Genomic DNA, 22,102 nt, shown 5'->3' on the forward strand with positions numbered 1-22,102 from the left:
CTGTGGACTTCCGTGCCGGACGATAGCGCCGGGTCAGGCGGGGTGCCCGCGGATGCACCCGATCGGGGAGTGCCGCGTCAAGCGCTGCGGCGCCCGGCGCCCCGCGCTTGCGCCACGGCCGCCTTCGCGGCGGCGAGCCCGGGGTGCAGCGGCAGCGTTCCGTCCAGGCCGAGGACGCGCAGCGGCCGGGCCACCGCCGCGTCGTTCGGCGCGATCGCGAAGGCGACGTCGCGTGCGACCGCGTCGCGGTGGGCCTCCACCAGGACGCTGAACACCGTCGAATCGCAGAAGGTGGTGCCGGTGAGGTCGGCCACGACCCCGCGCGCCCCCGCGCGGATCGGGGCCAGCAGCCGGTCGCGCAGCGGGCCCGCCGAGCCCAGGTCGAGTTCACCGGTGCAGCGGACCGTGACGATCCCGGCGTCCGTGCTGGTGGAAAACTCGGGCGCGGTGCGGTGCTCGGTCATCGGTTCCCTCCAGTCGTTCCCGGGCGAGTGGTACCCCGGGCGGCGCGAAATCACTCGTCGGCGGGCGGGACGCTGCGACATCCAGGCGGTTTCGATGCGCAAGCGCTGCGTCCGGGTATACCGTATTTCGCGCAGCACCACCGTTCCCGGCCCCTCGCCGCCGCGTCCCTCCCCGGAACCGGACGTCGCTAAGATTCGGCGGTTCGCCGTCCGCGAGGCGAAGGGAAGCGGTGGAAGCCAAGAACGTCGACGCGGGAGCCTGGGCGCCCGGCAAGGTCGCCGAGCTGCTCGGCGTCTCGCCCGTGACGCTGCGCAGCTGGAGCGCGCGGTACGGGATCGGCCCCCCGGCCGGCGCCGGACGGCACCGCCGCTACTCCGACGCCGACGTCCGCCGCCTGCAGCAGATGCAGCGCCTGGTCGCGCGCGGCATGCCGGTGCGCGAAGCGGCGGCCGCGGCCTTCGGCGGCGACGCGGACACCCCCGAGATCCCGGCGGCCGACCGGGCCCGCGAGCTCGCGGACGCGGCGGAGGAGCTGCGGTCCGCGACGGTGGCCGGCCTCCTCGACGAAACGCTGGGCACGCTCGGCCCGGCCGCCGCCTGGACCGACGTCCTGGCCCCGGTCCTGCGCGGCCTCGGCGAACGCTGGCAGCGCGGCGACGCCTGCTTCGCCTCGGAGTGGGCGCTGGCGACGGAGATCTCACTGGCGTACGAGCGCTTCAGCGCCCGCTTCCCGGCCGCCGTTCCCGGCCGCCCGGTGCTGCTGGCGTGCTGCCCGGCCGAGCGGCACTCGCTGCCGATGGAGGCCCTGCGGGCGACGCTGGCGGAGGCGGGCATCCCGGTGGCGTACCTCGGCCAGCTGGTGCCGGCGGAGGCACTGGCGGACCTGGCGGCCCGCCTCGACCCGGTGCTGGTGGTCCTGTGGTCGATGACCCCGCCGACCGCGGACGACCTCCTGGCCGCCCGCGTCCGCGCCCTCGGCCGCCCGGTCGGCACGGCGGGTCCGGGCTGGGCGAACCTGGGCGACCGCGGCTACCCGGCGGTGAACGACCTCGACGCGGCGGTCGAGCTGGCAGCGGCGCACGCGGAGCTGTAGCCGGCGCTCCGGGCCGCTTCGGTGCGAGTTCGCTGCAGCCGCATCGCGCACCGCTTCGCAGACATCGATGTCATTTTTCCGAATTCTTGTCCACCTTGTCTTCTTGACCGCTCCGACGCGCTCGGCGGAAGCTTCCTGGCAACGTTGTCAGCCTGTCGGGAAACGGAGTTCGCATGGCCGAGGAGTACGGCGTCGCCCCGGATGTCGAGCCGGTGGAGGTTGCCGCGGTGTCGCGGCGGCACGTTCTGGCCGCCGGGACCGGGCTGCTCGCCGGGTTCGGGCTCGCCGCCGTGCTGCCCGGGGTCGCGTCGGCCGCGCCCGCGGTGGCGCAGCAGACCGACCTCGCGCTCTTCCGGCCGGTCCAGGTGTCCTCGACCGCGTACGCCGCCACGCCCGCCGAGTTCGCCGTCGACGGCCTCGCGCAGGTCGGCGTCCGCGGTTCCGGCTGGCGCGCCGCCCAGGGTGACGGCCAGTGGATCGTCGTCGACCTGCAGGCCGCCTGCCGCATCGACTCCGTCGTGCTCACCTTCGAGGCCCGGCCCGGCGACCCGGCCTTCGACGCGGGCGCGTCCCGCAGCCGCACCAGCGGTGCCGAGATCCAGTCGAGCTACGCGACGGCGTTCGACCTCGACGTCTCCGACGACGGCCGCGCGTGGCGCACGGTCCACCACACCGACGCCGGCACCGGGGGCGTCGTGACGATCCCCCTGGCCGTCACCGCGCGCTGGGTCCGCTTCACCGCGAGCCGCCGCTCGACCACCAACCCGCTGGGCCTCAACGGCTTCCAGGTCTTCGGCACCGGCCCGCGGAACCGCCCCGAGGTGCACGGCTGGACGAGCTTCCCGGTCCGCCCGCACGACGACCCGCCCGCGCTCGCCGTGGCCCCCGACGGCACCGTGCCGCTCGAGTCCGGCTGGGTCCTCACGATGGACGACTGGGCGCCCACCGGCGACGGGAAGGCGCTGTCCGGCTCCACTGTGGACACCCGCGGCTGGCTGCCCGCCACCGTGCCCGGCACGGTACTGGCCTCGCTCGTCGAGCAGGGCCAGCTGCCCGACCCGGTGTCCGGGATGAACAACCTGCACGTCCCGGAAGCGCTTTCCCGGCACGCCTGGTGGTACCGCCGCCGCTTCGGCCTCCCGCGCGGCCTCGACACCTCGCCCGGCCGGCACGTCTGGCTCGAGTTCGACGGCATCAACCACGAAGCGCAGATCTGGCTCAACGGCGCGGAAATCGGCACGCAGAGCCACCCGTTCGGCCGCGGCGCCTTCGACGTCACGGCGGCGCTGCGCCGCACCGGAGACCAGGTCCTCGCCGTGAAGATCTCGCCGATGCCGCGGCCCGGCAGCCCCGGCGACAAGGGGTCCGACGGCAGCTCGTGGGTCGACGCGGGGAACACGATGTTCGACAACTCGCCGACCTACCTCGCGGTCTCCGGCTGGGACTGGATGCCCGCGGTGCGCGACCGCGCTTCGGGCATCTGGGACCACGTCCGCCTGCGCTCGACCGGCGCCGCCGTGCTCGGCGACGTCCGGGTCGACACGAAGGTGCCCGACGCCGCGACCGCCGAGGTGACGCTCACCGTCCCGGTCCGCAACGCGGCCGCGACCGCGCAGCGCGTCAAGGTCAGCGCCGCGTTCGGCCCGGTCAGCGTGTCGAGCACGGTCACCGTCCCGGCCGGGCAGAGCACCGACGTCGTGTTCCCGAAGCAGGTCGTGCGGAACCCGAAGCTCTGGTGGCCCAACGGCTACGGCGACCCGGACCTCCACGACCTGACGCTGACCGCGGCGATCGGCGCGAGCACCAGCGACCGGCGCACGGTCAAGATCGGCCTGCGCGAGATCGGCTACCGGTACGACCTGCCGATCGTCATCGCCGACGGCCGTGCCACCCAGACCGTCGACCTGGCGCCGCAGACCGCCCGGTACGTCCGGATGCAAGGCCTCAAGCGGGCCACCGGCTGGGGTTTCTCGCTCTGGACGATGGCGGTGCTCGACGGCTCGGGCACCGACGTCGCGCAGGGCAAGCCGTCGAGCTCGCTGTCGGTGGCCGACGGCAACCCGCCCGAGCGGGCCTTCGACGGCGACCCGAACACGCGCTGGACGTCGGCCTACGAGGACAACCAGTGGCTGCAGGTCGACCTCGGCGCCGCGACGGCGTTCGAGAAGGTCGTGCTGACCTGGGAAACCGCGTACGCGGCGACCTTCAAGATCCAGGTGTCGCAGGACGGCGAGACGTGGACCGACGCGGCTTCGGTGGACAACAGCCCCAAGCCGCTGACGTTCCTGGTCAACGGCGTCAAGATCTTCGCCCGCGGCGGCAGCTGGGGCTGGGACGAGCTGCTGCGCCGGATGCCCGCCGAGCGCACCGACGCCGTCGTCGCGATGCACCGCGACATGAACTTCACGCTGATCCGCAACTGGGTGGGCTCCTCGTACCGGCAGGAGCTGTTCGACGCCTGCGACAAGTACGGCATCCTGCTGTGGAACGAGTTCTGGGACGGCTGGTCGACCGACCCGGCCAACCACGACATCTTCCTGGCGCAGGCGAAGGACACCGTGCTGCGCTACCGCCACCACGCGTGCGCGACGGTCTGGTTCGGCTGCAACGAAGGCACTCCGCCTGCGGTGATCGACAACGCGCTGCGCGACATCGTCCATTCGAGCACCGACCTGCTCTACCAGGGCAACTCCGCGGGCGGCGTGATCACCGGCGACGGACCGTACTTCTGGCAGGACCCGAAGCGGTACTTCACCGGCGAGGCGACCGGCGGCAAGGCCGGGTTCTGGAGCGAGATCGGGCTGCCGACGGTGTCGGTCGTCGAAAGCATGCGCAACCTGGTCGGCGAGGGCGACCCGGGCTGGCCGATCGGCGCGCCCTGGTTCCTGCACGACTGGTCGACGAACGGGAACCAGTCCCCGCAGAGCTACCTGGCGGCCATCGACGCGCGGCTGGCGCCGTCGACCAGCCTGGCGGAGTTCTGCCGCAAGGCGCAGTTCGTCAACTACGAGAGCATGCGCGCGATCTTCGAGGCGTGGAACGCGAAGCTGTGGAACGACGCCACCGGCGTGCTGCTGTGGATGTCGCACCCGGCGTGGCACAGCACGGTCTGGCAGACCTACGACTACGACCTCGACGTCAACGGCAGCTACTACGGCGCGCGCAAGGGCTGCGAGCACCACCACGTGCAGGCCGACCTGACGACGTGGCAGGTCCGGGTGGTCAACCACACGCCGGGCGCGCTGACCGGCGTGACCGCCACCGCGCGCCTCCACGGGCTCGACGGCGCCGCACTGGGCCCGGCCCAGCAGCAGAAGCTCGACGTGGCCCCGGTTTCGGCCGCGGCGGCGTTCACGGTCCCGTTCGCCGACGGCCTGCCGGACCTGCACCTGCTGCGGCTGACCCTGACCGACGCCCGCGGCGCGGTCCTGTCGGAGAACACGTACTGGCGCTACCGCAGCGACACGGCGATGCGCGCGCTGAACCAGCTCCCGGGCGCGCGCCTGACGACGTCGCTGCGTCCGGACGGCGACGCGTACACCGCGACGATCCGCAACGACGGCCGCACGGTGGCGGCGATGATCCGGCTGTCGCTGCGGGAGAACAACGGCACTGACCGCGTCCTGCCGACCCGCTACGACGACAACTACTTCTGGCTCCTGCCGGGGGAGAGCCGCACGATCCGCGTCGAGCCGCGCCGCCGGGTACCGAACGCGAAACTGCTGGTGGAGGCCTACAACGTGGCGGCGAAGCTGACCAGCTGAAGTTCGTGAAGGCCACCTTGAGGAACGTAGAGTTCGTGAAGGTGGCCTTCACGAACTTTCCTCGTCGTCGTCCTCGTCCTCCGGCGGCGGGACTTGGCGGCGGGCGAGGAAGATCAGCAGGCCGATGATCGCCACCGGGCCGGTGAACAGCGCGATCTCGTCCCAGCCGCCCTGGTGCATCATCACCACGCGGGCCGCGGTGTCCACTGTGGTCATGCGCCCGACACCAGGTAGATGCCGACCGCCGTGTAGCCGACCATCAGGGCCAGCAGCGGGTACTGGCCGACCGTCCGGTACCCCGCGCGCAGCAGGCCGAGGGCGCGGTCGTGCGCCGAGCCGACCGCCAGGACGTGTCCCAGCACGATCGCGCCCACCTGCACCACGGCGATGAGCGCCGTCGACACGAGCGTGTAGTCGACGGCGGCCGGGTCGAAGCCGCGCTGGCCTTCGAACAGTGCGAACGAGAAGTAGTGGGCCACGGTGTAGCCGACCATGATCGGTACGAGCGTGTGCGCGAACCCCGAGTACGGCTCGGTGCCCTTGCGCAGGTACGGCCGCGTCAGCCGGATGCCGCCCGCGTACGCCAGCGCGGTCAGCGCGATCGCCGCGAGCAGGCCGGCCGTGGCGAGCAGGACCGACGGGGTCAGGTCGCTCCAGAACGGGAGCCGGGTCAGGCCGTCGAACGCCGTCGAGCCCAGGACGACCAGGATCACCGGCGTCCGGCCGGGGGAGCCGCCGAGCGCGAGCAGGCCGTCCAAGGGGGACCGCACGACCAGGCGGCCGTCGGCGCGGCGGCCGAACGGGGACAGCCCGGCGATCAGCACCGCGTAGACCTCGAAGCCGTCGCCGCGGTCGAACCAGCGCGGCCCGTACACCGCACCGCAAGTTACGTGTATAACGCCATACACGGTGACGAACGCGGCAATCAGCCGTGGCGAGTCCGAATGACCGGAAGCCAGCTCCAGCCAGAGAAAGGCGAGGAGGCTCGCGACCGCGGGCCAGTGAGCGAGCCGTTCCGGTAACGGACGCCGGCCGGGGAACAGCGACGCCAAGGTGCGCAACGGGTTCAGCCGCCGCCAGACCGGGCCGAAGAGCAGCGACAGCGGCACCAGTCCGACCCAGAACCACACGTAGAACCACGCGGGCGCGGGGTTGGCCGCCGAGGTGTCCGGGCCGAACCACGCCGTCCCGAGGAACCCGGCGAGCCCGGCCAGTCCGAGTCCGTTGAGGACGAACGACACCGCGCGGGAGTCGAGCACGCCCGCGAACGGCAGCGGACGTCCGGCCTCCGCGCCCCGCAGCCGCGGGGTCTTCCACAGCAGCGTCAGCGCGACGAACGACGCGAGCACGGCCGCCGCGCCCGCGTAGAGCGCGAGCCAGAGCGGGACCGGCAGGTCGGAGCGCCCGCCGAGGCCGTGGGCCAGGACGATCGTCACGCGCCGACCCGCAGCTGGGTCAGCTTCGTCCCGCTGTGGTGCAGCTCGACTTCGAACAGGCCCGGGACGTCGGCGGTGAACGACACCGAGCCGGGCTGTCCCGCCGTCAGCTCGACCTCCTTGTCGTAACCGTGGACGTGCAGCTCGTCGGCGGTGTCTGAGGTGACTTCGAGCCGGACGGCGCGGCCGGGGGAGACCTCGACCCGGTCCGGTCCGGCCACCCGCTTGCCGCCCTGGACGGTGAACCGCGCGACCTGCTCGCCCGCGGGCGCCGGCGGCGCGGGGGACGCGCACCCGCCCAGCACCAGGGTCAGCATTGTCACCAGCACGAGGGTCCGCGCCATCGCCGTCCTTCTCTTCGTGCGGGTTGTCCGATTGCGGGCACCCCGGAGTTGCCCGGGCGGTTCGCCCGGCTTATCGTGTGACGAACAGTAACAGTTACTTCTGTTCACGGATTCAGGAAGGCGCACGCGATGCTGCTGGCGCAGGAGAACAGCCCCCCGGCCGGGGGCGCGCAGTTCGGCCAGATCGTCGTCGCGCTGCTGATGTTCCTGCTGGTCTTCATCCCGCTGGCGATCTTCGTCCTGCGCACGCGCGCCGGCAAACGGACGCTCGTGGGCCGCCTCGCCGACTGGTCGGGCGAGCTGTCCGGGCTGCCGCGCTGGGCCGCGCTGCCGATGTTCGTCGCCTTCCTCTCCGGCATGTCCGCGCTGATCGGCGTCTACTGGGACGTGCCGATCCACATGGAACTCGGCCGCGACGAAGGCCCGCTGGCCAACCCGTCGCACTACCCGATCTACTTCGGCCTGATGGGCATCTTCGCCAGCGGCGTGCTCAGCGCCGCGCTGGCCAAGGGGAAGCTGCCGAAGCGCACCTTCAAGCTCGGCCCGCACTGGCGGGTGCCGATGGGCAGCGTCCAGATGATGCTGACCGGCCTGGTCGGCATCGCCGGCTTCCCGCTCGACGACGTCTGGCACCGGCTCTTCGGCCAGGACGTCACCGAGTGGGGCCCCACCCACGTGCTGATGATCGGCGGCGGCGTGGGCGTGGTGATCGGCCTGCAGCTGCTGCTGGCCGAAGCCCGCCAGGCCGGCGCCACCGGCCCGCTCGTCCGGCTGCTCGGGCCGGTGCTGGCCGGCGCCTGGATGATGGGCGCGTCGGCGTTCCTGATGGAGTTCGACCTCGGCGTGCCGCAGTTCCCGATGCTCGCCCAGGTGGTGCTGGTCGGGCTGATCGGCAGCTGGACGCTCGTCTGCGGCCGGCTCTCGTGGGGCCCGGGCGGCGCGCTGATCGTCGTCGCCGTGCTGCTGGTTTCCCGCGCGGTCTTCTCGATCATCCCGCTGGTCGCGGACCTGCACGTCGCTTCGCTGCTGCCCTACGCCGCCGAAGCGGTCGTGATCGAGGTCGTCGCGCTGCTCGTGCGCGGGCCGCTGTTCCCGGTCGTGGCCGGCCTGGCGAGCGGCACCCTCGGCCTGCTCGGCGAGTGGGCGTTCTCGCAGTGGCTGATGCCGGACCCGTGGCCCGCCGCGGACCTCGGCCTCTTCCTCGCCTTCGGCGCGGCCGCGAGCGTCGGCGGCGCGCTGATCGGCGTGTGGCAGTACCAGCGGATCGAGGACGTCGCCGCGGGCAGCCGTCTCGAGCGCGCGTTCGGAGCCCGGCACGCCGCCGGGCTGGTGGGCGCGCTCGGGGTCGTCGCGCTGATGGCCGCGGTCGCGGCGCCGCTCGCCCCGCCGCCCGGGCTCACCGCCGACGTCCGCCTGACCGAAGCCGCCGCGGGCCAGGAGATCTCCAACCCGCACGGCGGCGGGACGCCCCGCTGGGTGGACGCCACCGTGACGATCAGCCGGCCCGACCTCGCCGACGACGCCGTCTGGCTCACCGGGTTCGCCTGGCAGGGCGGCGACTTCTACTCCGCGCCGCTGGAGAAGCTCGGCCCCGGCGTCTACCGCACGGCCGAGCCGCTGCCGGTGTTCGGGCAGTGGAAGGCGGGGATCCGGCTGCACGTCGCGAACCGGATGATGGCGCTCGCGCCGATCTACGCGCCCGCCGACCCGGCGGCGAACGCGAAGGTCATCACGGCCGAGTCGGGGAAGCGCGACTTCGTCTCCGAGATCTCCTTCCTGCAGCGCGAACGCAAGACCGACACCCCGCTGGTGCTGTGGACGGTCGCCTACGTCGCGGTCGGGCTGATCTTCGCCGGGATGTGGGCCGCGTTCGCGTGGCTCTACGCGGCCGCGGCGGCCGGCGACGCGGCTCGGCGCCGGCAGACCGCGAGTTAGTGCGCGCCGACTAAACCGGGTACTGATTTCGTGCCCTCCGACGAACTAGGCTGAGGTCGTCCCGCCTAGCTTCGGGAGGTGCTCGTTTCGGTGAACCTGCGCCCGCACGCCAGCCTCGGCCGCGTCCTCGACGACCTCGGCGGCACCCTCCTGGACCTCGTGCTCGGCGACGGCGACCGCCCGGGCGGCATCGGCGGCGTCGCCATCCACGACCCGCTCGACGAACCCGCGCTGCCGCAGCACGCCCTGGTGCTCGGGGTCGGGCTGGCCGAGCCCGGCGAAGTCGTGCGGCAGCTGCGCACGCTGGCGCGCCACGACGCGGCCGGGCTCGTGCTGCGCGCCCCGGTCACGGTCACCGCGGCGATCACCGCCGCCGTCGAAGAGACCGGCGTCGCGCTGCTGGGCCTGGCCCGCGGCGCCTCCTGGGCCCAGCTCGCCGCGATGCTGCGGTCGCTGCTGGCCGAGGGCGACGTCGGCGACGCCGAACCGGAGACCCTGGCCGGGCTGCCGTCGGGCGACCTGTTCGCCGTGGCCAACGCGATCGGGGCGCTGATCGACGCGCCGGTCACCATCGAGGACCGCCGCTCGCGGGTGCTCGCGTTCTCCGGTCGCCAGGACGAAGCCGACCCGTCGCGCGTGGAGACGATCCTCGGGCGGCAGGTGCCGGAGCGGTTCTCGCGGATGCTGGCCGACCGCGGCGTGTTCCGCGAGCTCTACCGCAGCGACCAGCCGGTGTTCGTCGACCGGCCGGCGGAAAGCCCCGACGGCTTCATGATCCCGCGGGTGGCGGTCGCGGTGCGGGCGGGCGACGAGATCCTCGGCTCGATCTGGGCCGCGGTCCGCGAACCGCTGACGCCCGACCGCACCCAGGCCCTCTGCGACGCGGCCCGCCTGGTGGCCCTGCACCTGCTGCGCGTCCGGGCCGGCGCCGACGTCGAACGGCGGCTGCGCGCGGACCTGCTGAGCACGGCGCTCGAGGGCGGGGCCGCCGCACGCGAAGCGCTGAGCCGGCTGGGGCTGGCCGACCAGCCGGTCGTCGTGCTGGCGCTCGCGGTCCTGGAGAACGGCGCCGAAGACGCGGAGATCGCGACCGAGCGCCAGCGCCTGGCCGACGGCCTGGCCATGCACCTGAGCGCGGTCCACCCCCGCTGCGCGGCGGCCCTCGTCGGCGACACGGCGTACGGCCTGGTCCCGGTGACCCGCGACGCCGACGGCGAGCGTCGCGCGCTCCGGATCGCGAAGGACTTCCTGGACCGGGTGGGCGACCGCGTCCGGGCCGTCGTCGGCATCGGCCCGGTGGCGCGCAGTGCGGCGGAACTCCCGGAAGCCCGCGCCAGCGCGGATCGCGCGTTGCGGGTACTGCGCTCGGGGAGCGGCGCGGGCCGCCGGGTGGCGGCGCTGGCCGACGTCCACGTCGAGGCACTGCTGCTGGAGCTGCAGGACCTGGTGTCGGTGCGCGGCGATCGCCCGACCGGGCCGGTCGCGCGGCTGATCGAGTACGACGAGCAGCACCACGCGCACCTGGTCGAGACACTCCGGGCCTGGCTGGACGCGTTCGGCGACGTGATCGCGGCGTCGGCCGCCGTCCACGTGCACCCCAACACGTTCCGGTACCGCTTGCGGCGGCTGGCGGAGGTGGGCGGGTTCGACATGACGGACCCGGAGGCGCGGTTCGCGGCGATGCTGCAGCTGAGGGTGGTGGCCCCGCCCGCTTCATGAAGTGGCCGATCCGCCCCTCCGCGACATTCCCGCGACGTCCGGCAGACCGCTCGACCGCGACTTCGCCGGACCCTGCCCGCCCGCGTGGTGGTGGCTCCGCCCGCTTCGTGATCACCGCCCGAAATGTCGGTGATTAACCACCGGAAACCTGACCAGACTTGGTCAGTTACCTACTTTCGACCGGTGTGCGACCCCTTCGGGGCATGTGAACCTGCTCGGACTTCACGTCAGGTGATCAAGCTTCCACGGAGGTGTACCGGGTGTCACGCAAACGGGTCATCGCAGGGACGGCGGCGGTGAGCGCGGCCGTCGTCGCGGTGTCGCTGCTCTCGACGGGTTCGCCCGCCTACGCGACCATCGCCCAGCCGTCCATGCACGCGCTGAACCCCCTCGCGATGCCGTTCGGCAGCGTGGTGCGGTCGCAGCAGGAGATCGGGGGCGTGCCGGTGTTCGGCGGCCAGCTGATCCAGGTCCGCGACAAGGCGGGCGCGGTGCTCGCCACGCACGGCCGCACCGCGAAGAAGACCGCGGGCGCCTTCCCGGCCAGCGACGCGGGCGCGGCCGGCGCCGCCATCGCGGACGTCGCCAAGCGCACCGGCCTCGCCGCGAACACGCTGAAGGCCGACGCGCCGCGCGCCTACTGGTACGACGCCACGCTCGGTGGCGCGAAGGGCGACGGCATCGCGGTGCCGACCTACCAGGTCACCGTGCACGGCAAGAAGCTCAACGACAAGTGGACCGAGGTCGTCAAGGCCGGCACCCAGGACGTCGTCACGTCGTGGTCGGAGGTCCGCGAGGCCAACCGCGACGTCTGCGACGCGAACCACAAGGTCGTCAGCGGGAGCTCCGCGTCGGTCCGCTGCGGGACCGCCTTCGACGTCACCCGCAAGGAGGGCGGCGCCGAGTCGAGCGTCGCGGACGTCAACAACGTCTACACGTTCTTCGGGCAGGCGTCGGACTTCTACCAGAAGTACGTCAACGTCGACCTGACCAGCCTGATCGGCGCGGACTACTCCGACGGCACCGGCAAGGCGCTGCGCGGCACCGTCCGGATCTGCGTCGACGGCGAGTGCCCGTTCGCCAACGCCTTCTGGGACGGCGAGCAGATGGCCTTCGGCGAGGGCGTCACCACCGACGACATCACCGGCCACGAGCTGACGCACGGCGTCACGCAGCACACGTCCGGGCTGAGCGGCGGCCAGGCCGACTCGATCAACGAGGGCCTCTCGGACGTCTTCGGCAAATTCATCGGCATCACGTCGAACGACCCCAACGACACCGGCGACAACCGCTGGCTGCTCGGCGCGGGCTCGTCGCTCGGCGCGATCCGGAACATGAAGGACCCGCGCTCGTCGCTCACGCCGCAGCCGGACATGGTCAACGGCCCGGGCTGGGACACGAACAACCCGGACGAGCACATCAACGACGGCGTCGTGAACAAGGCCGACTACCTGATCACCGACGGCGACACCTTCAACGGCCAGACCGTCCGCGGCCTCGGCCTCGACAAGTCCGTCCAGATCTGGTGGGGCGTCGAGAACACGCTCACCCAGAGCGCGACCTTCAAGGACGTCGGCGACGCGCTGAACTCCTCGTGCGCGGCGCTGGCGAAGGCGGGCACGGCCGGCATCACCACCGACGACTGCACCCAGGTCGGCAACGCGGTGAAGGCCACCCAGCTGGACCAGGACCCGAAGTAGCCCTCAGCGGGGGAGCGACGCCAGCCCGGCGAGCAGCCGGTCGACGTCGCCCTCCGTGGTGTAGGGCGCGATGCCGGCGCGGACCGCGCCAGCATCGCCCAGCCCGAGGTGCCGCGAGCACTCGATCGCGTAGAAGCTGCTGGCCGGGGCGTTGACCCCCTGAGCGCCGAGGTGCTCGTACACCGCCTGGGACCGCACCCCGTCGACCGAGAACAGGGTCGTCGGGGTGCGGTGGCGTCCGGGTGCGCCGTACCGGGTGACGAACCCGAGCGAGTCCAGGCCCGCGTCGAGCCGGGCCAGAAGCGCGGTTTCGTGCTCCTCCAGCGCCGTCAGCGACGCGATCAGCCGTGAACGGCGGGAGCCCGTGCCCGGCACGAGCCCGGCGAGGAAGTCGATGGCCGCCGTCGTGCCCGCGAGGAGTTCGTAGGGGAGTGTCCCCAGCTCGAAGCGTTCCGGGACGGCGTCGGTCGAGGGCAGCAGCTTGTCCGGGCGCAGCGTCTCGAGCAGCGACGGCGCCGCCGCGACCAGGCCCAGGTGCGGTCCGAGGAACTTGTACGGCGAGCAGGCGTAGAAGTCGGCGCCGAGCGCGGTGACGTCGACCGCCGCGTGCGGGGTCAGGTGGACGCCGTCGACGTAGAGCAGCGCGCCGGCGTCGTGCACCGCCGCCGCGATCGCCGGGACGTCCGGGCGGGTGCCGAGCAGGTTCGACGCCGCGGTGACCGCGACCAGCCGCGTCCGCTCCGACAGCAGGGCCGTGATCGCGGCCGCGTCGAGCACGCCGGTGGCGGGGTCGAAGTCCGCCCAGCGGACGGTCGCGCCAGCGGCCTCGGCGGCCTGGACCCACGGCCGGATGTTGGCGTCGTGGTCGAGGCGGGTGACGACGACTTCGTCGCCGGCGCGCCAGTCCTTGGCCAGCGCGCGGGAGAAGTCGTAGGTCAGCTGGGTCATGCTGCGCCCGAAGACGACGCCGCGCGGATCGGCGGCGAGCAGGTCGGCCACGGCCTGCCGGGCGTCGGCGACGACGGTGCTCGCCCGGCGCTCGGCCGCGGTGACGACCCCGCGGTTGGCGATCGCGGCGCACAGCGTCCCGGCGACCGCCTCCCCGACGACGTCGGGCACTTGCGAGCCACCGGGGCCGTCGAAGTGGGCGGCACCGCCGGCGAGGGCGGGGAAGTGCTTGCGGATCGTGGTCACGTCGTAGGTCACGGCGCCAGCATGCCCACCGGCGCCGGCGACCTCAAGATCTCCGCAGGGGCGCGGCGGCCGTGGCGGGAACCTGCGGCGGCGCGGGCACCGGCCGCCGGACCGGGGCCGGCGCCTTCAGGTGCCGCCGAAGCTTCTGCGTCGGCTTCTCCACGTAGTTCCACGACAGCTGCCCGACCAGGTACGCCGACGGCACGGCCAGCAGGATCAGCAGCCACACCTGCCGGACCCCGGCGAGGATGAACAGCTGCTGGATCGGGAAGCCCCAGATGTACGTGCCGTAGCTGCCGTAGACCCACGGGCCCGCGACCTCGAGCTTCCGCGGCCAGTGCATCGCGAGCGTGATCGCGCCGTACGCCGCGCTGAGCGCCAGCAGGTACCGGCTCGCGGGCGTCTGGCTCAGCGCCAGGTAGGTGCCGAACAGCACGAGCGCGACCCACGGCTTGAGCGGGATCCGGTCGCGGTAGGCGTGCAGCACCATCCCGAGCACGAACGGCACCAGGAACGACACCGTCGAGCCGATCGGGACGACCAGCAGCGAGCCGCCGAGGCCGTGCTGCTCGAACGTCGCGTGCAGCATCGTGTCGGTGTAGATCATGCCGCCGAGGACGAGGAACAGCACCAGCCGCGGCAGGCCGATCAGCACGGCGACGCCGACGACGAGGACGAGCGCGTAGCCGAGCAGCTCCATCGGCAGCGTCCAGATCGCGCCGTTGACCGAGAACGGGTACGGGTTGTCCGCGAACACGCCGGGCAGGTCGTGCTGCATGTAGAACAGGACCGTCGTGCCGACCAGGTAGCGCCAGGTCTGGATGTGCGTCCAGTAGTCGTGCGCCGGCCACGTCGTGACCAGCGGGCCGATCACGAAGACGGTCACCAGCAGCACCACGACGAGCGGCGGCATGATCCGCAGCAGCCGCCGCGCGGAGAACCGCCACCACGACGGGTCGCGCGCCCAGCTGTCCTGGATCTGGTAGCCGCTCATCGCGAAGAACCCCATCAGCGCGATGTACCCCGGCGACATGTGCCAGGACGCGGGGAAGATCGTCAGCCGCTGCGGGTGCAGCAGCGGCATGCTGTGGTCGACGATGACCGTGATCGCGCCGATCATCCTCAGCCACGCGAAACCGACGTTGGGATTGGCGTGAATTTTTGGCGAGCTCGGCACGGGGGCAGATGCTAACCCATCCAGTCGCGGCCCTTGCCCCGAACGGGGGAGAAACTCACCGGCCGCGGTTGCGCGGGTGCTCGCGGGCCCGCCGTTCGTTGCCGTGCTTGTAGTTGCCGGTGACGCGGGCCATCAGCAGCTGCGGGTCGTCGCCCCGCGCGACCGCGGCCAGGAACCGGGCCGCGGCGGCCCCGCGGAGGGTGCCCGCGGGACGGCCGTGGTGCGTAATGGTCACGGTGCCGCGCTCGTCGACGCGGTGCGCGAAGCCGTCCGGGGTCCCCATCCGCCCAGGGTGGCACGCGGGGCAACCGGTTTTCGCGGCGGTGGAGCCGGGTTCGCGCGGGCCGGTGGCGGCGGCGTTGCCCGGTCCCGCCGCGGCGGGCGCCGGTTTCCGGTGTGATCGCCGGGCTGGGTCCGCGCGCGAACCTGGGCCCACAGCGCCGTCGCGGGCGACCGGTCCCGGCCTCGCATCCGACCGCCGCGGCAGGCCGCCGGGTTGCCGGGTCCGGTTCGCGTGAGCCCGGCCGCAGCGGTGTCGACCGGTCGTCGCTGCGGCGGGCGCCGGTTTCCCGGCCTGAGCACAGCGCTGGGTCCGCGCCACAGCGCCGGACCCCACGGCAGCCGGTTTCCCCGGGTCCGCTCCGGGGGATACCCGGATGGCGCGCGCACCCCAGCCCGACAGAATGCGTGGGATGCGGGGGAAACACCTACTGGCCGGCGCGCAGGTCCTCGTGCTGGCCGCATTGCTGGTCTCGTACAACGACGGGCGGTTCCGGTTCCCGGCCTACCGCGTCGACCTCGACGTCTACCGGCTGGGTTCGGCCGCGCTGCTGCACGGTCAAGACCTCTACGGCACCCTGCCGCCCACCGGCGACGGCCAGCTCCTGCTGTTCACCTACCCGCCGTTCGCGGCGATCCTGCTGGCGCCGTTCGCGGTCCTGCCGTACTGGGCCGCCTGCCTCGCCCTCACCCTGCTGACGCTCGGCGTGCTGGCCCTGGTCCTGAGGACCGTCCTCCGCGCGCTCGAGGCCCGGTGCGACTGGTGGCGGGTGGCCGCTCTCCTGCTCGCCGCCGAAGTGCTGGAGCCGGTGCTGCGGACGCTGTACGCGGGCCAGATCGACCTCCTGCTGCTCGCCCTCGTCGTCCTCGACGTCCTGGTGGCCGTGCCGAAGTGGCCGCGCGGGCTGCTGATCGGGATCGCCGCCGCCGTCAAGCTGACCCCGGCCGTTTTCCTCCTCTACTTCCTGCTCCGCCGCGACACCCGGGCCGCGGTGACCGCCGTCGTGACGTTCGTCGGTGCGACGGCGCTGGGGTTCCTGCTGGCCGGGGCGGACTCGGTGCGGTACTGGACCGGGGCGCTGTGGGACACCGGCCGCGTCGGGGAGCCGACCTACGCCGGTGACCAGTCGCTGCTCGGGCTGCTCGCGCGGGCCGGGGTACCGCCCGGGGCCCGGACGGCGTGGTGGCTGCCGCTGGTCGCGGTGGTGCTCGTGCTGACCGCGCTGGGCGTGCGGCGGGCGCTGGCCGCGGGGGAGCCGGTGCTCGCGCTCGGGCTCAACGCCGTGGGCGGGCTGCTGGTGTCGCCGATTTCCTGGACGCACCACTGGGTGTGGGCCGTGGTCGTGCTGCTCGGCTGGGCGGAGCTGGCGCGCCGGACCCGGCGCCGCGGGTTCGCAATGCTGGCAGGCGCCGGTGTGGTGCTCTTCGTCGCCGGCCCGCAGTGGTGGTGGCCGCGCGGCGGGGAGGTCGAGCGGCACTGGGACTTCGCGCAGCAGCTCACCGGCAACGGCTATGTCCTCTTCGGACTCGCGGTCCTGGCCACGGCCGTGCTGACGCGCTTTCCCCGGCCGGACGGCGGCTTCAGCGGCGCGGTCCCGGCCCGCGCCGCAGCCAGCCCGCTCCGAGGATGAGCATGGCCGTCCCGAGACCGAGCGCCAGGCAGACCCCGGCGTTGTTCATCGGCAGCACTTCGGAGACCGCGTCCGGCAGTGGGAGCAGCCCGGCCAGGCCGGCCACCACGTAGACACCGCCCGCGGCGACCAGGAACCGGGCGGCCAGCCGCGGCGAGCGCGTGCAGAACACCGCGGCGGCACCGGTCAGCAGGTGCGTGAGCGCCCACGGCCCGGACACCGCGAAGACCCCGAACAGCTCGCGCGGCCCGTCGCCGTCCGCGACGCCCGACATCAGCTCCAGCGCGGCGAGCACCAGGAACAGCAAGCCGATCAGCATGCCCATGCCCTGCACGGGGGCGGGGCCGCGCCGGGTCCCGGGGTCGGTGGCCGTCATGTCTTCCAGGTTCCCCGCCCGCGTCCTTTTAATGCACGTCTTGCGGGGTATCCGGGGCGCCGACGAAAGGTGAGCCATGACCGAGTACCGCCACACCGCGACCGCCGACATCCCCGCCGACGAGCTGTTCGCGTTCCTGAGCCAGCCGGAGAACCTGCCCCGGTACTTCCCGGAGATGAAAGTGGCGGAGCCGCGGGGCGGCGACAGCGTGCACGTCGAGGCCGAGGTGCACGGCGAACGCGTCGCGAGCGAAGCCTGGCTGCACACCGACGCGGGCACCCGTTCGCTGACGTGGGGCGCCGAAGGCCCCGACGACTACCACGGCGAACTGCGCATCGCCGAAGCCGGCCCGGCGGCCTCGGAGATCACCGTGACGCTCCACAGCGTCCGCGAGGCCGACGGCGGCGAAGTCCAGCGCGGCCTCGAGGAGACGGTCGCCGCGATGACCCACGCGGCGACCTCCGACGCCGACGTCGAAGCCGCCGAAGGCCAGGGCGGCTGGACGGACTACGACGCCACGAGGGACTCGTCCGGCTGAGCCGACCGGATCAGGTGGTCCGCGGCCGCGCCGGGACCGCGCGTTCGACCGCCGACACCAAGGCCCGCAACGCCGCCACCTCCGCCGCGAGCGCCTTGCGGCCCGCCGGGCTGATGGTGATCCACGTGCGGGGCCGCTTGCCTTCGTAGCCCTTTTCGACGTCGATCAGCCCGGCTTCCTCGAGGATCGTGACGTGCCGGGACAGGTTCCCGGCCGTCATGTCCAGCGTCCGGCGCAGGTACCCGAAATCCACCTTCCCGGCCTCGGCGGCGATGGTGAGGATGCCGAGCCGGTGCCGCTGGTGGACGGTTTCGTCCAGGCCCGCCGCGGGGTGCTCGCTCACGCCCGCACCCGCCGTTCGTGCCAGGCCGCGAAGGTGCCGCCCGCGAGCAGGACCAGCCCCGGGGGCAGGGTGTTCGTGAACGCCATCGTCGTGTCGCCGGAGTAGCGCGGGAAGAGCCCGAGGTGGAAGAACACGTGCTGCACGTTGTAGAGGTTGACCAGCAGCGCCGAGGCGGCGAAGAGGCCGCTGATGACGCCGAGCACGCGGCTGCGCTCCAGCCACGCGAGCCCGAGCAGGCCGAGCGCGATCGTGAGCAGCGGCGCGTACGGCCGGGCTGGGGCGAGCGCGAGGTCGAGCATCGCCAGCACGACGAACCCGGAGGCCAGCGCCGCGGCCGTGGCGGTACCGCGCGCGCCCCGGCCGCCGAGCCGCGACCGCAGCCACAGCGCCCCGCCGCCGGCCAGCGCGGCGACGGCCGCCACCGGGACGGTGAACGACGGCTGCGCGTACGGCGAACGCTCGACCCGGTAGGCGAACGACTCCACCACCGGCAGCCCGAACGAGATCGCGAGCACGCCGAGCAGCCCGATCGCGAGGTAACCCCGGATCGGCGTCCGCACCCCGCTGCGGCGGCCGCGGTGGAGGTACCAGGCCGCGGTGGCCAGGAACCCGCCGACGACCGCGACCAGCCAGTACAGCTGCAGGGGCGTCCCGAACCAGACCCCGGCGGCCCCGAACCGCGGCGGCCCGCCGTCGGCCCACAGCGGTGCCGGCAGCACGAGCACCCCGAACAGCAGCAGCGGCGCTGCGTAGGCGTGGCGGTCAGCCCGGGCTCGTGCGCGAAGCCGGGTCATCTCGTCGAGCAAGGCGGCCGGCGGCAGCTCGGTCACGTGGTCTCCCCAGATTCGTAACAGGTTTATCCGGCAAACCTGATCTGCGGACGAACATAGCGCACGGCGGGGTGGCGCGGAAGCCTAGGCCGCGATCGCCAGCACGAGGCCGGTCCCGGCGATGGCGACGCAGGCCGCGATCGTCGTCCGGCGGTAGTGGAGGATCAGCGCCGCGAACTCGCGCAGCAGCGCGCTCGGCAGGAAGTACCCCGCGGTCGGCGACCCCGTCGCGTGGTAGGGCAGGTGCAGCCGGCGGCACTCGACCGCCGCGCGGAAGACGTGGTAGCTGCTGGTCACGGCGACCACGCGGTGGGCGTCGCGGGGGAGCAGCGCCGCCGAGAAGCGCAGGTTCTCCTCGGTGGTGGTGGCGCGGTCCTCACGGCGGATCCGCTCGTCCGGGATCCCGCGTTCCCGCAGGTACGCGTGCATCGCTTCGGCTTCGGTGACCGTCTCGTCGGGACCGCGCCCGCCCGACACGACCAGCAGCGGCGGCTCGGGCTCCCGCGCGGCGAGCCGGATCGCGCGCTCGAGCCGCCCGGCCAGCAGCGGCGGCACCCGGTCCCCGGCGAGGCCGCAGCCGAGCACGATGATCGCGTCGACGCCGCCGCGCCGGCCGATCCGGCTGTACACCACGGAATACACCAGCAGGGACAGGAACAGGAACCCGAAGTAGCAGGCGAGCACCGCCGCGATGGCCACCAGCGCCGAACCCCACCGCCCGAGCGGTGCGAAGAACAGCGCCTCGAGCGCGAGCAGGCCGGCGCCGAGCGCGAGCGACAGCAGGTTCCCGGTGCTGCGCCCTTCCCGCCGCCACATCCGGACGCCGTTGACGAGCAACGCGGCGGGCAGCACCAGCGCGGCGAGCGCCACCGCGGCCCCGGCGACCGCCAGCAGCACGGGGGTTTCGCGCAGCAGCCACAACGCGGTCAGCAGCAACGCGACGCCCAGCCAGACGGCGTTGCCGAGCCGCCGGGGCTCACGCGCCAGCCGGACGGCGAACACGAGCAGCGCCACCGCGGCCGCGACCGGTAGCACCCCACCGGCGACGTTCACTCGGCCCTCCTCGGCTGTTCCCCGCGCGGAGGTCCAACCTAGCCCGGCCCGGGATCTCCTTCTGCTCCCGCCGGCCGGTGATGCCAAGCGCCCCAAGGTGGCCTTCGGTGCGTCGGACGCAACCAAGGTGGCCTTCGGTGCGTCGGACGCAACCAAGGCCACCTTGGGGCGCATGCGGCGTGACCGGCTCCGGGAAGGGCCGCGGAGGCTAAGCCTTGCGCTGCATGCTCGACCGCGCCGGGTTGGCCTGGCCGGCCGCCTTCGGGTCCTTCTCGTCCTGCTTCGCCCGCACACCGGCCTCGATCCGGTCCCCGAGGTCCTTGTCGACGTTGCGCCAGTACTCGAACGCCCGCGTCAGCACCGGCTCGGAGACGCCGTTGAGCAGGTGCCCGACGACGTTGTCGGCCAGCCGCGCGCGCTGGTCGTCGTCCAGCACCTCCCGGACCATCGTGCCGGCCTGGCCGAAGTCGTCGTCGTCCTCGCGCAGCGTGTACGCGGTGCGGACCAGGTCGCCGTCGGTGTGCCAGCCCGCCGGCTGCCCGTACCGCGCGACGTCCGCGCGCGGGCCGCCCTTCGAGTTCGGTGCGTACACCGGGTCGGTGACCTTCGTGTACCGCATCGCGCCGTCCTTGCTGTAGCTGTGCACGGGCGCGACGGGCGCGTTGACCGGCAGCTGCCGGTAGTTGGCGCCGATCCGGTAGCGGTGCGCGTCCGGGTAGGAGAACAGGCGGCCGAGCAGCATCTTGTCCGGGCTCGCGCCGATGCCGGGCACCAGGTTGCCCGGTTCGAACGCGGCCTGCTCGATCTCGGTGTGGTGGTCGGTCGGGTTCCGGTCCAGGGTCATCCGCCCGACGTCGATCAGCGGGTGGTCGCCGTGCGGCCACACCTTCGTCAGGTCGAAGGGGTTGAAGCGGTAGGTCTTGGCGTCGTCGAACGGCATGACCTGGACCTTGAGGGTCCACGACGGGTGGTCGCCGCGCTCGATCGCCTCGTACAGGTCGCGCGTGTGGTAGTCCGTGTCGGCCGACGCCATCTGGTCGGCTTCGTCCTGGGTGAAGCACTCGACACCCTGGTCGGTCTTGAAGTGGTACTTCACCCAGAAGCGCTCGCCCGCGGCGTTGACCCACATGAACGTGTGGGAGCTGTAGCCGTTCATGTGCCGCCAGGTGCGCGGGATGCCGCGGTCGCCCATCAGCCACGTCACCTGGTGCGCCGACTCCGGCGACAGCGTCCAGAAGTCCCACTGCATGTCGTGGTCGCGCAGGTTGTTGTCCGCGCGGCGCTTCTGCGAGCGGATGAAATGCTGGAACTTCAACGGGTCCCGCACGAAGAAGACCGGCGTGTTGTTCCCGACCAGGTCGTAGTTCCCTTCGCTGGTGTAGAACTTCACCGCGAAGCCGCGCGGGTCGCGCCAGGTGTCGGGGCTGCCCCGCTCCCCGGCGACCGTCGAGAAGCGGACCAGCAGGTCGGTCTTCGTCCCCGGCTGGAACACCGCGGCCTTGGTGTACGCGGTGACGTCGCCGGTCACCTCGAACCGCCCGAACGCGCCGCTGCCCTTCGCGTGCGGCTGGCGCTCCGGGACGCGTTCGCGGTTGAACTGCGCCATCTGCTCGATGAGGTAGCTGTCCTGCAGCAGGATCGGGCCGTCCGGGCCGACGGTGAGCGAGTGCTCGTCGCTTTCGACCGGGATCCCGGCGTCGGTGGTGGTCGGTTCGGTCACGGTGATGCCTCTTTCCGCGGCGTGGTGCGGCAGCCGGGGCAGACGCCCCAGAACACCACTTCCGCTTCGTCGACCAGGAAGCCGTGCGCGTCGTCCGGGGTCAGGCACGGTGCCGCGCCGACCACGCAGTCGACGTCTTCGGTCCGCCCGCAGGAGCGGCACACGACGTGGTGGTGGTTGTCCCCGGCCCGCCGTTCGAAGCGGGCCGGGTGTCCCGGCAGTTCGATCCGCCGGATCAGGCCGGCGGCCGCGCACGCGCCGAGGACGTCGTAGACGCCTTGGGTGGACACGGCACCCAGTTCCGCGCGGACCCCGGTGCCGATTTCGTCCACTGTGGAGTGAGGATGCCCGGCCAGCCAGCCCAGCACCGCTCGCCGGGGCGCGGTGACCCGCAGGCCGGCGGCCCGCAGCGCGGTCGTCACATCGCTCATGACACCCCACCGTGCGCGCTTCTTCGGAACGGGTCAAGTCCACGGATGGACTGTTTGACACCCCGGAAAACGGG

General features: G+C 72.9%; 20 protein-coding genes. 7 read left to right on the forward strand and 13 right to left on the reverse strand.

Going from position 1 to position 22,102, the window contains the following annotated elements:
* Positions 1-77 precede the first annotated feature (77 nt).
* The gene (locus EIY87_RS41855) at positions 78-464 is read right to left on the reverse strand and encodes an STAS domain-containing protein (RefSeq protein WP_125315504.1); all 387 of its coding nucleotides are present in this window, start codon (positions 462-464) and stop codon (positions 78-80) included.
* Positions 465-694: 230 nt separating this feature from the next.
* On the opposite strand from EIY87_RS41855, the gene EIY87_RS41860 reads away from it, so the two are divergent.
* A complete protein-coding gene (locus tag EIY87_RS41860; RefSeq protein ID WP_125315505.1) occupies positions 695-1,558 on the forward strand; it encodes a MerR family transcriptional regulator in 864 nt (287 codons plus the stop codon).
* Between the two features lie 173 nt (positions 1,559-1,731).
* The gene (locus tag EIY87_RS41865; protein ID WP_125315506.1) at positions 1,732-5,322 is read left to right on the forward strand and encodes a discoidin domain-containing protein; all 3,591 of its coding nucleotides are present in this window, start codon (positions 1,732-1,734) and stop codon (positions 5,320-5,322) included.
* 48 nt (positions 5,323-5,370) lie between these two features.
* Here EIY87_RS41865 and EIY87_RS47930 read toward each other — a convergent pair whose 3' ends face one another.
* Genes EIY87_RS47930 through EIY87_RS41875 form a run of 3 tightly spaced genes read right to left on the reverse strand, consistent with a single transcriptional unit; the run spans position 5,371 to position 7,102 of the window.
* Positions 5,371-5,538 carry a hypothetical protein gene (locus EIY87_RS47930; RefSeq protein WP_158641455.1) on the reverse strand — a complete coding sequence of 56 codons (168 nt, stop codon included), beginning with the start codon at positions 5,536-5,538 and terminating at the stop codon, positions 5,371-5,373.
* Positions 5,535-6,758 (reverse strand): hypothetical protein, encoded by a 1,224-nt coding sequence (locus tag EIY87_RS41870; RefSeq protein WP_225440371.1) that lies wholly within the window; start codon positions 6,756-6,758, stop codon positions 5,535-5,537. Before EIY87_RS41870 ends, EIY87_RS47930 begins: the two co-directional genes overlap by 4 nt.
* Entirely contained in the window at positions 6,755-7,102 is a 348-nt protein-coding gene (locus tag EIY87_RS41875) for a cupredoxin domain-containing protein (RefSeq protein ID WP_125315507.1), read from the reverse strand. Before EIY87_RS41875 ends, EIY87_RS41870 begins: the two co-directional genes overlap by 4 nt.
* Before the next feature lie 129 nt (positions 7,103-7,231).
* Here EIY87_RS41875 and EIY87_RS41880 point away from each other — a divergent pair, with 129 nt between their 5' ends.
* From EIY87_RS41880 to EIY87_RS41890, 3 genes are all read left to right on the forward strand, one after another.
* A complete protein-coding gene (locus tag EIY87_RS41880; protein WP_125315508.1) occupies positions 7,232-9,037 on the forward strand; it encodes a hypothetical protein in 1,806 nt (601 codons plus the stop codon).
* A 78-nt stretch (positions 9,038-9,115) separates the two neighbouring features.
* A complete protein-coding gene (locus tag EIY87_RS41885) occupies positions 9,116-10,756 on the forward strand; it encodes a PucR family transcriptional regulator (RefSeq protein WP_225440372.1) in 1,641 nt (546 codons plus the stop codon).
* A gap of 260 nt (positions 10,757-11,016) precedes the next feature.
* Positions 11,017-12,456: a M4 family metallopeptidase gene (locus EIY87_RS41890; RefSeq protein WP_125315509.1), complete on the forward strand. Its 1,440-nt coding sequence runs from the start codon at positions 11,017-11,019 to the stop codon at positions 12,454-12,456.
* Between the two features lie 3 nt (positions 12,457-12,459).
* Here EIY87_RS41890 and EIY87_RS41895 read toward each other — a convergent pair whose 3' ends face one another.
* From EIY87_RS41895 to EIY87_RS41905, 3 genes are read right to left on the reverse strand one after another with little or no spacing between them, the layout of a single operon-like run.
* Entirely contained in the window at positions 12,460-13,662 is a 1,203-nt protein-coding gene (locus EIY87_RS41895) for a cysteine desulfurase-like protein (RefSeq protein ID WP_125315510.1), read from the reverse strand.
* A 31-nt stretch (positions 13,663-13,693) separates the two neighbouring features.
* The gene (locus EIY87_RS41900) at positions 13,694-14,827 is read right to left on the reverse strand and encodes an acyltransferase family protein (RefSeq protein WP_263855659.1); all 1,134 of its coding nucleotides are present in this window, start codon (positions 14,825-14,827) and stop codon (positions 13,694-13,696) included.
* A gap of 55 nt (positions 14,828-14,882) precedes the next feature.
* Positions 14,883-15,110, reverse strand: coding sequence for a hypothetical protein (locus EIY87_RS41905; RefSeq protein WP_125315512.1), 228 nt, complete (start codon positions 15,108-15,110; stop codon positions 14,883-14,885).
* 409 nt (positions 15,111-15,519) lie between these two features.
* Here EIY87_RS41905 and EIY87_RS41910 point away from each other — a divergent pair, with 409 nt between their 5' ends.
* Positions 15,520-16,737 (forward strand): glycosyltransferase 87 family protein, encoded by a 1,218-nt coding sequence (locus tag EIY87_RS41910; protein ID WP_225440373.1) that lies wholly within the window; start codon positions 15,520-15,522, stop codon positions 16,735-16,737.
* Here EIY87_RS41910 and EIY87_RS41915 read toward each other — a convergent pair.
* Positions 16,688-17,113: a DUF4383 domain-containing protein gene (locus EIY87_RS41915; protein ID WP_225440374.1), complete on the reverse strand. Its 426-nt coding sequence runs from the start codon at positions 17,111-17,113 to the stop codon at positions 16,688-16,690. The two genes, EIY87_RS41910 and EIY87_RS41915, sit on opposite strands and share 50 nt — an antisense overlap.
* A 76-nt stretch (positions 17,114-17,189) precedes the next feature.
* Between EIY87_RS41915 and EIY87_RS41920 the strand changes: the two genes are divergently transcribed.
* Positions 17,190-17,651, forward strand: a complete 462-nt coding sequence (locus tag EIY87_RS41920; RefSeq protein ID WP_125315514.1) for an SRPBCC family protein — start codon at positions 17,190-17,192, stop codon at positions 17,649-17,651.
* Between the two features lie 10 nt (positions 17,652-17,661).
* Here the strand turns inward: EIY87_RS41920 and EIY87_RS41925 are convergent, their stop codons facing one another.
* From EIY87_RS41925 to EIY87_RS41945, 5 genes are all read right to left on the reverse strand, one after another.
* Positions 17,662-17,994: a winged helix-turn-helix domain-containing protein gene (locus EIY87_RS41925; RefSeq protein ID WP_225440375.1), complete on the reverse strand. Its 333-nt coding sequence runs from the start codon at positions 17,992-17,994 to the stop codon at positions 17,662-17,664.
* Positions 17,991-18,824, reverse strand: a complete 834-nt coding sequence (locus EIY87_RS41930; RefSeq protein WP_125315515.1) for a hypothetical protein — start codon at positions 18,822-18,824, stop codon at positions 17,991-17,993. Before EIY87_RS41930 ends, EIY87_RS41925 begins: the two co-directional genes overlap by 4 nt.
* An 84-nt stretch (positions 18,825-18,908) precedes the next feature.
* Positions 18,909-19,877 carry a YdcF family protein gene (locus EIY87_RS41935; protein ID WP_125315516.1) on the reverse strand — a complete coding sequence of 323 codons (969 nt, stop codon included), beginning with the start codon at positions 19,875-19,877 and terminating at the stop codon, positions 18,909-18,911.
* A gap of 208 nt (positions 19,878-20,085) precedes the next feature.
* A complete protein-coding gene (locus EIY87_RS41940; RefSeq protein WP_225440376.1) occupies positions 20,086-21,597 on the reverse strand; it encodes a catalase in 1,512 nt (503 codons plus the stop codon).
* Positions 21,594-22,028, reverse strand: a complete 435-nt coding sequence (locus EIY87_RS41945; RefSeq protein WP_125315517.1) for a Fur family transcriptional regulator — start codon at positions 22,026-22,028, stop codon at positions 21,594-21,596. The genes EIY87_RS41940 and EIY87_RS41945 overlap by 4 nt, the downstream gene beginning before the upstream one ends.
* Positions 22,029-22,102 lie beyond the last annotated feature (74 nt).

Origin of the sequence: Amycolatopsis eburnea (genome assembly GCF_003937945.1) — a bacterium.
Lineage (GTDB): Bacteria > Actinomycetota > Actinomycetes > Mycobacteriales > Pseudonocardiaceae > Amycolatopsis > Amycolatopsis eburnea.

Bases quoted from the DNA above. Each gene is read 5' to 3' on its own strand.
- EIY87_RS41865 (WP_125315506.1), top strand. From the start codon at position 1,732: ATGGCCGAGGAGTACGGCGTCGCCCCGGATGTCGAGCCGGTGGAGGTT.
- EIY87_RS41905 (WP_125315512.1), bottom strand. From the start codon at position 15,110: ATGGGGACCCCGGACGGCTTCGCGCACCGCGTCGACGAGCGCGGCACC.
- EIY87_RS41875 (WP_125315507.1), bottom strand. From the start codon at position 7,102: ATGGCGCGGACCCTCGTGCTGGTGACAATGCTGACCCTGGTGCTGGGC.
- EIY87_RS41855 (WP_125315504.1), bottom strand. From the start codon at position 464: ATGACCGAGCACCGCACCGCGCCCGAGTTTTCCACCAGCACGGACGCC.
- EIY87_RS41920 (WP_125315514.1), top strand. From the start codon at position 17,190: ATGACCGAGTACCGCCACACCGCGACCGCCGACATCCCCGCCGACGAG.
- EIY87_RS41915 (WP_225440374.1), bottom strand. From the start codon at position 17,113: ATGACGGCCACCGACCCCGGGACCCGGCGCGGCCCCGCCCCCGTGCAG.
- EIY87_RS41945 (WP_125315517.1), bottom strand. From the start codon at position 22,028: ATGAGCGATGTGACGACCGCGCTGCGGGCCGCCGGCCTGCGGGTCACC.
- EIY87_RS47930 (WP_158641455.1), bottom strand. From the start codon at position 5,538: ATGACCACAGTGGACACCGCGGCCCGCGTGGTGATGATGCACCAGGGC.
- EIY87_RS41880 (WP_125315508.1), top strand. From the start codon at position 7,232: ATGCTGCTGGCGCAGGAGAACAGCCCCCCGGCCGGGGGCGCGCAGTTC.
- EIY87_RS41910 (WP_225440373.1), top strand. From the start codon at position 15,520: ATGCGGGGGAAACACCTACTGGCCGGCGCGCAGGTCCTCGTGCTGGCC.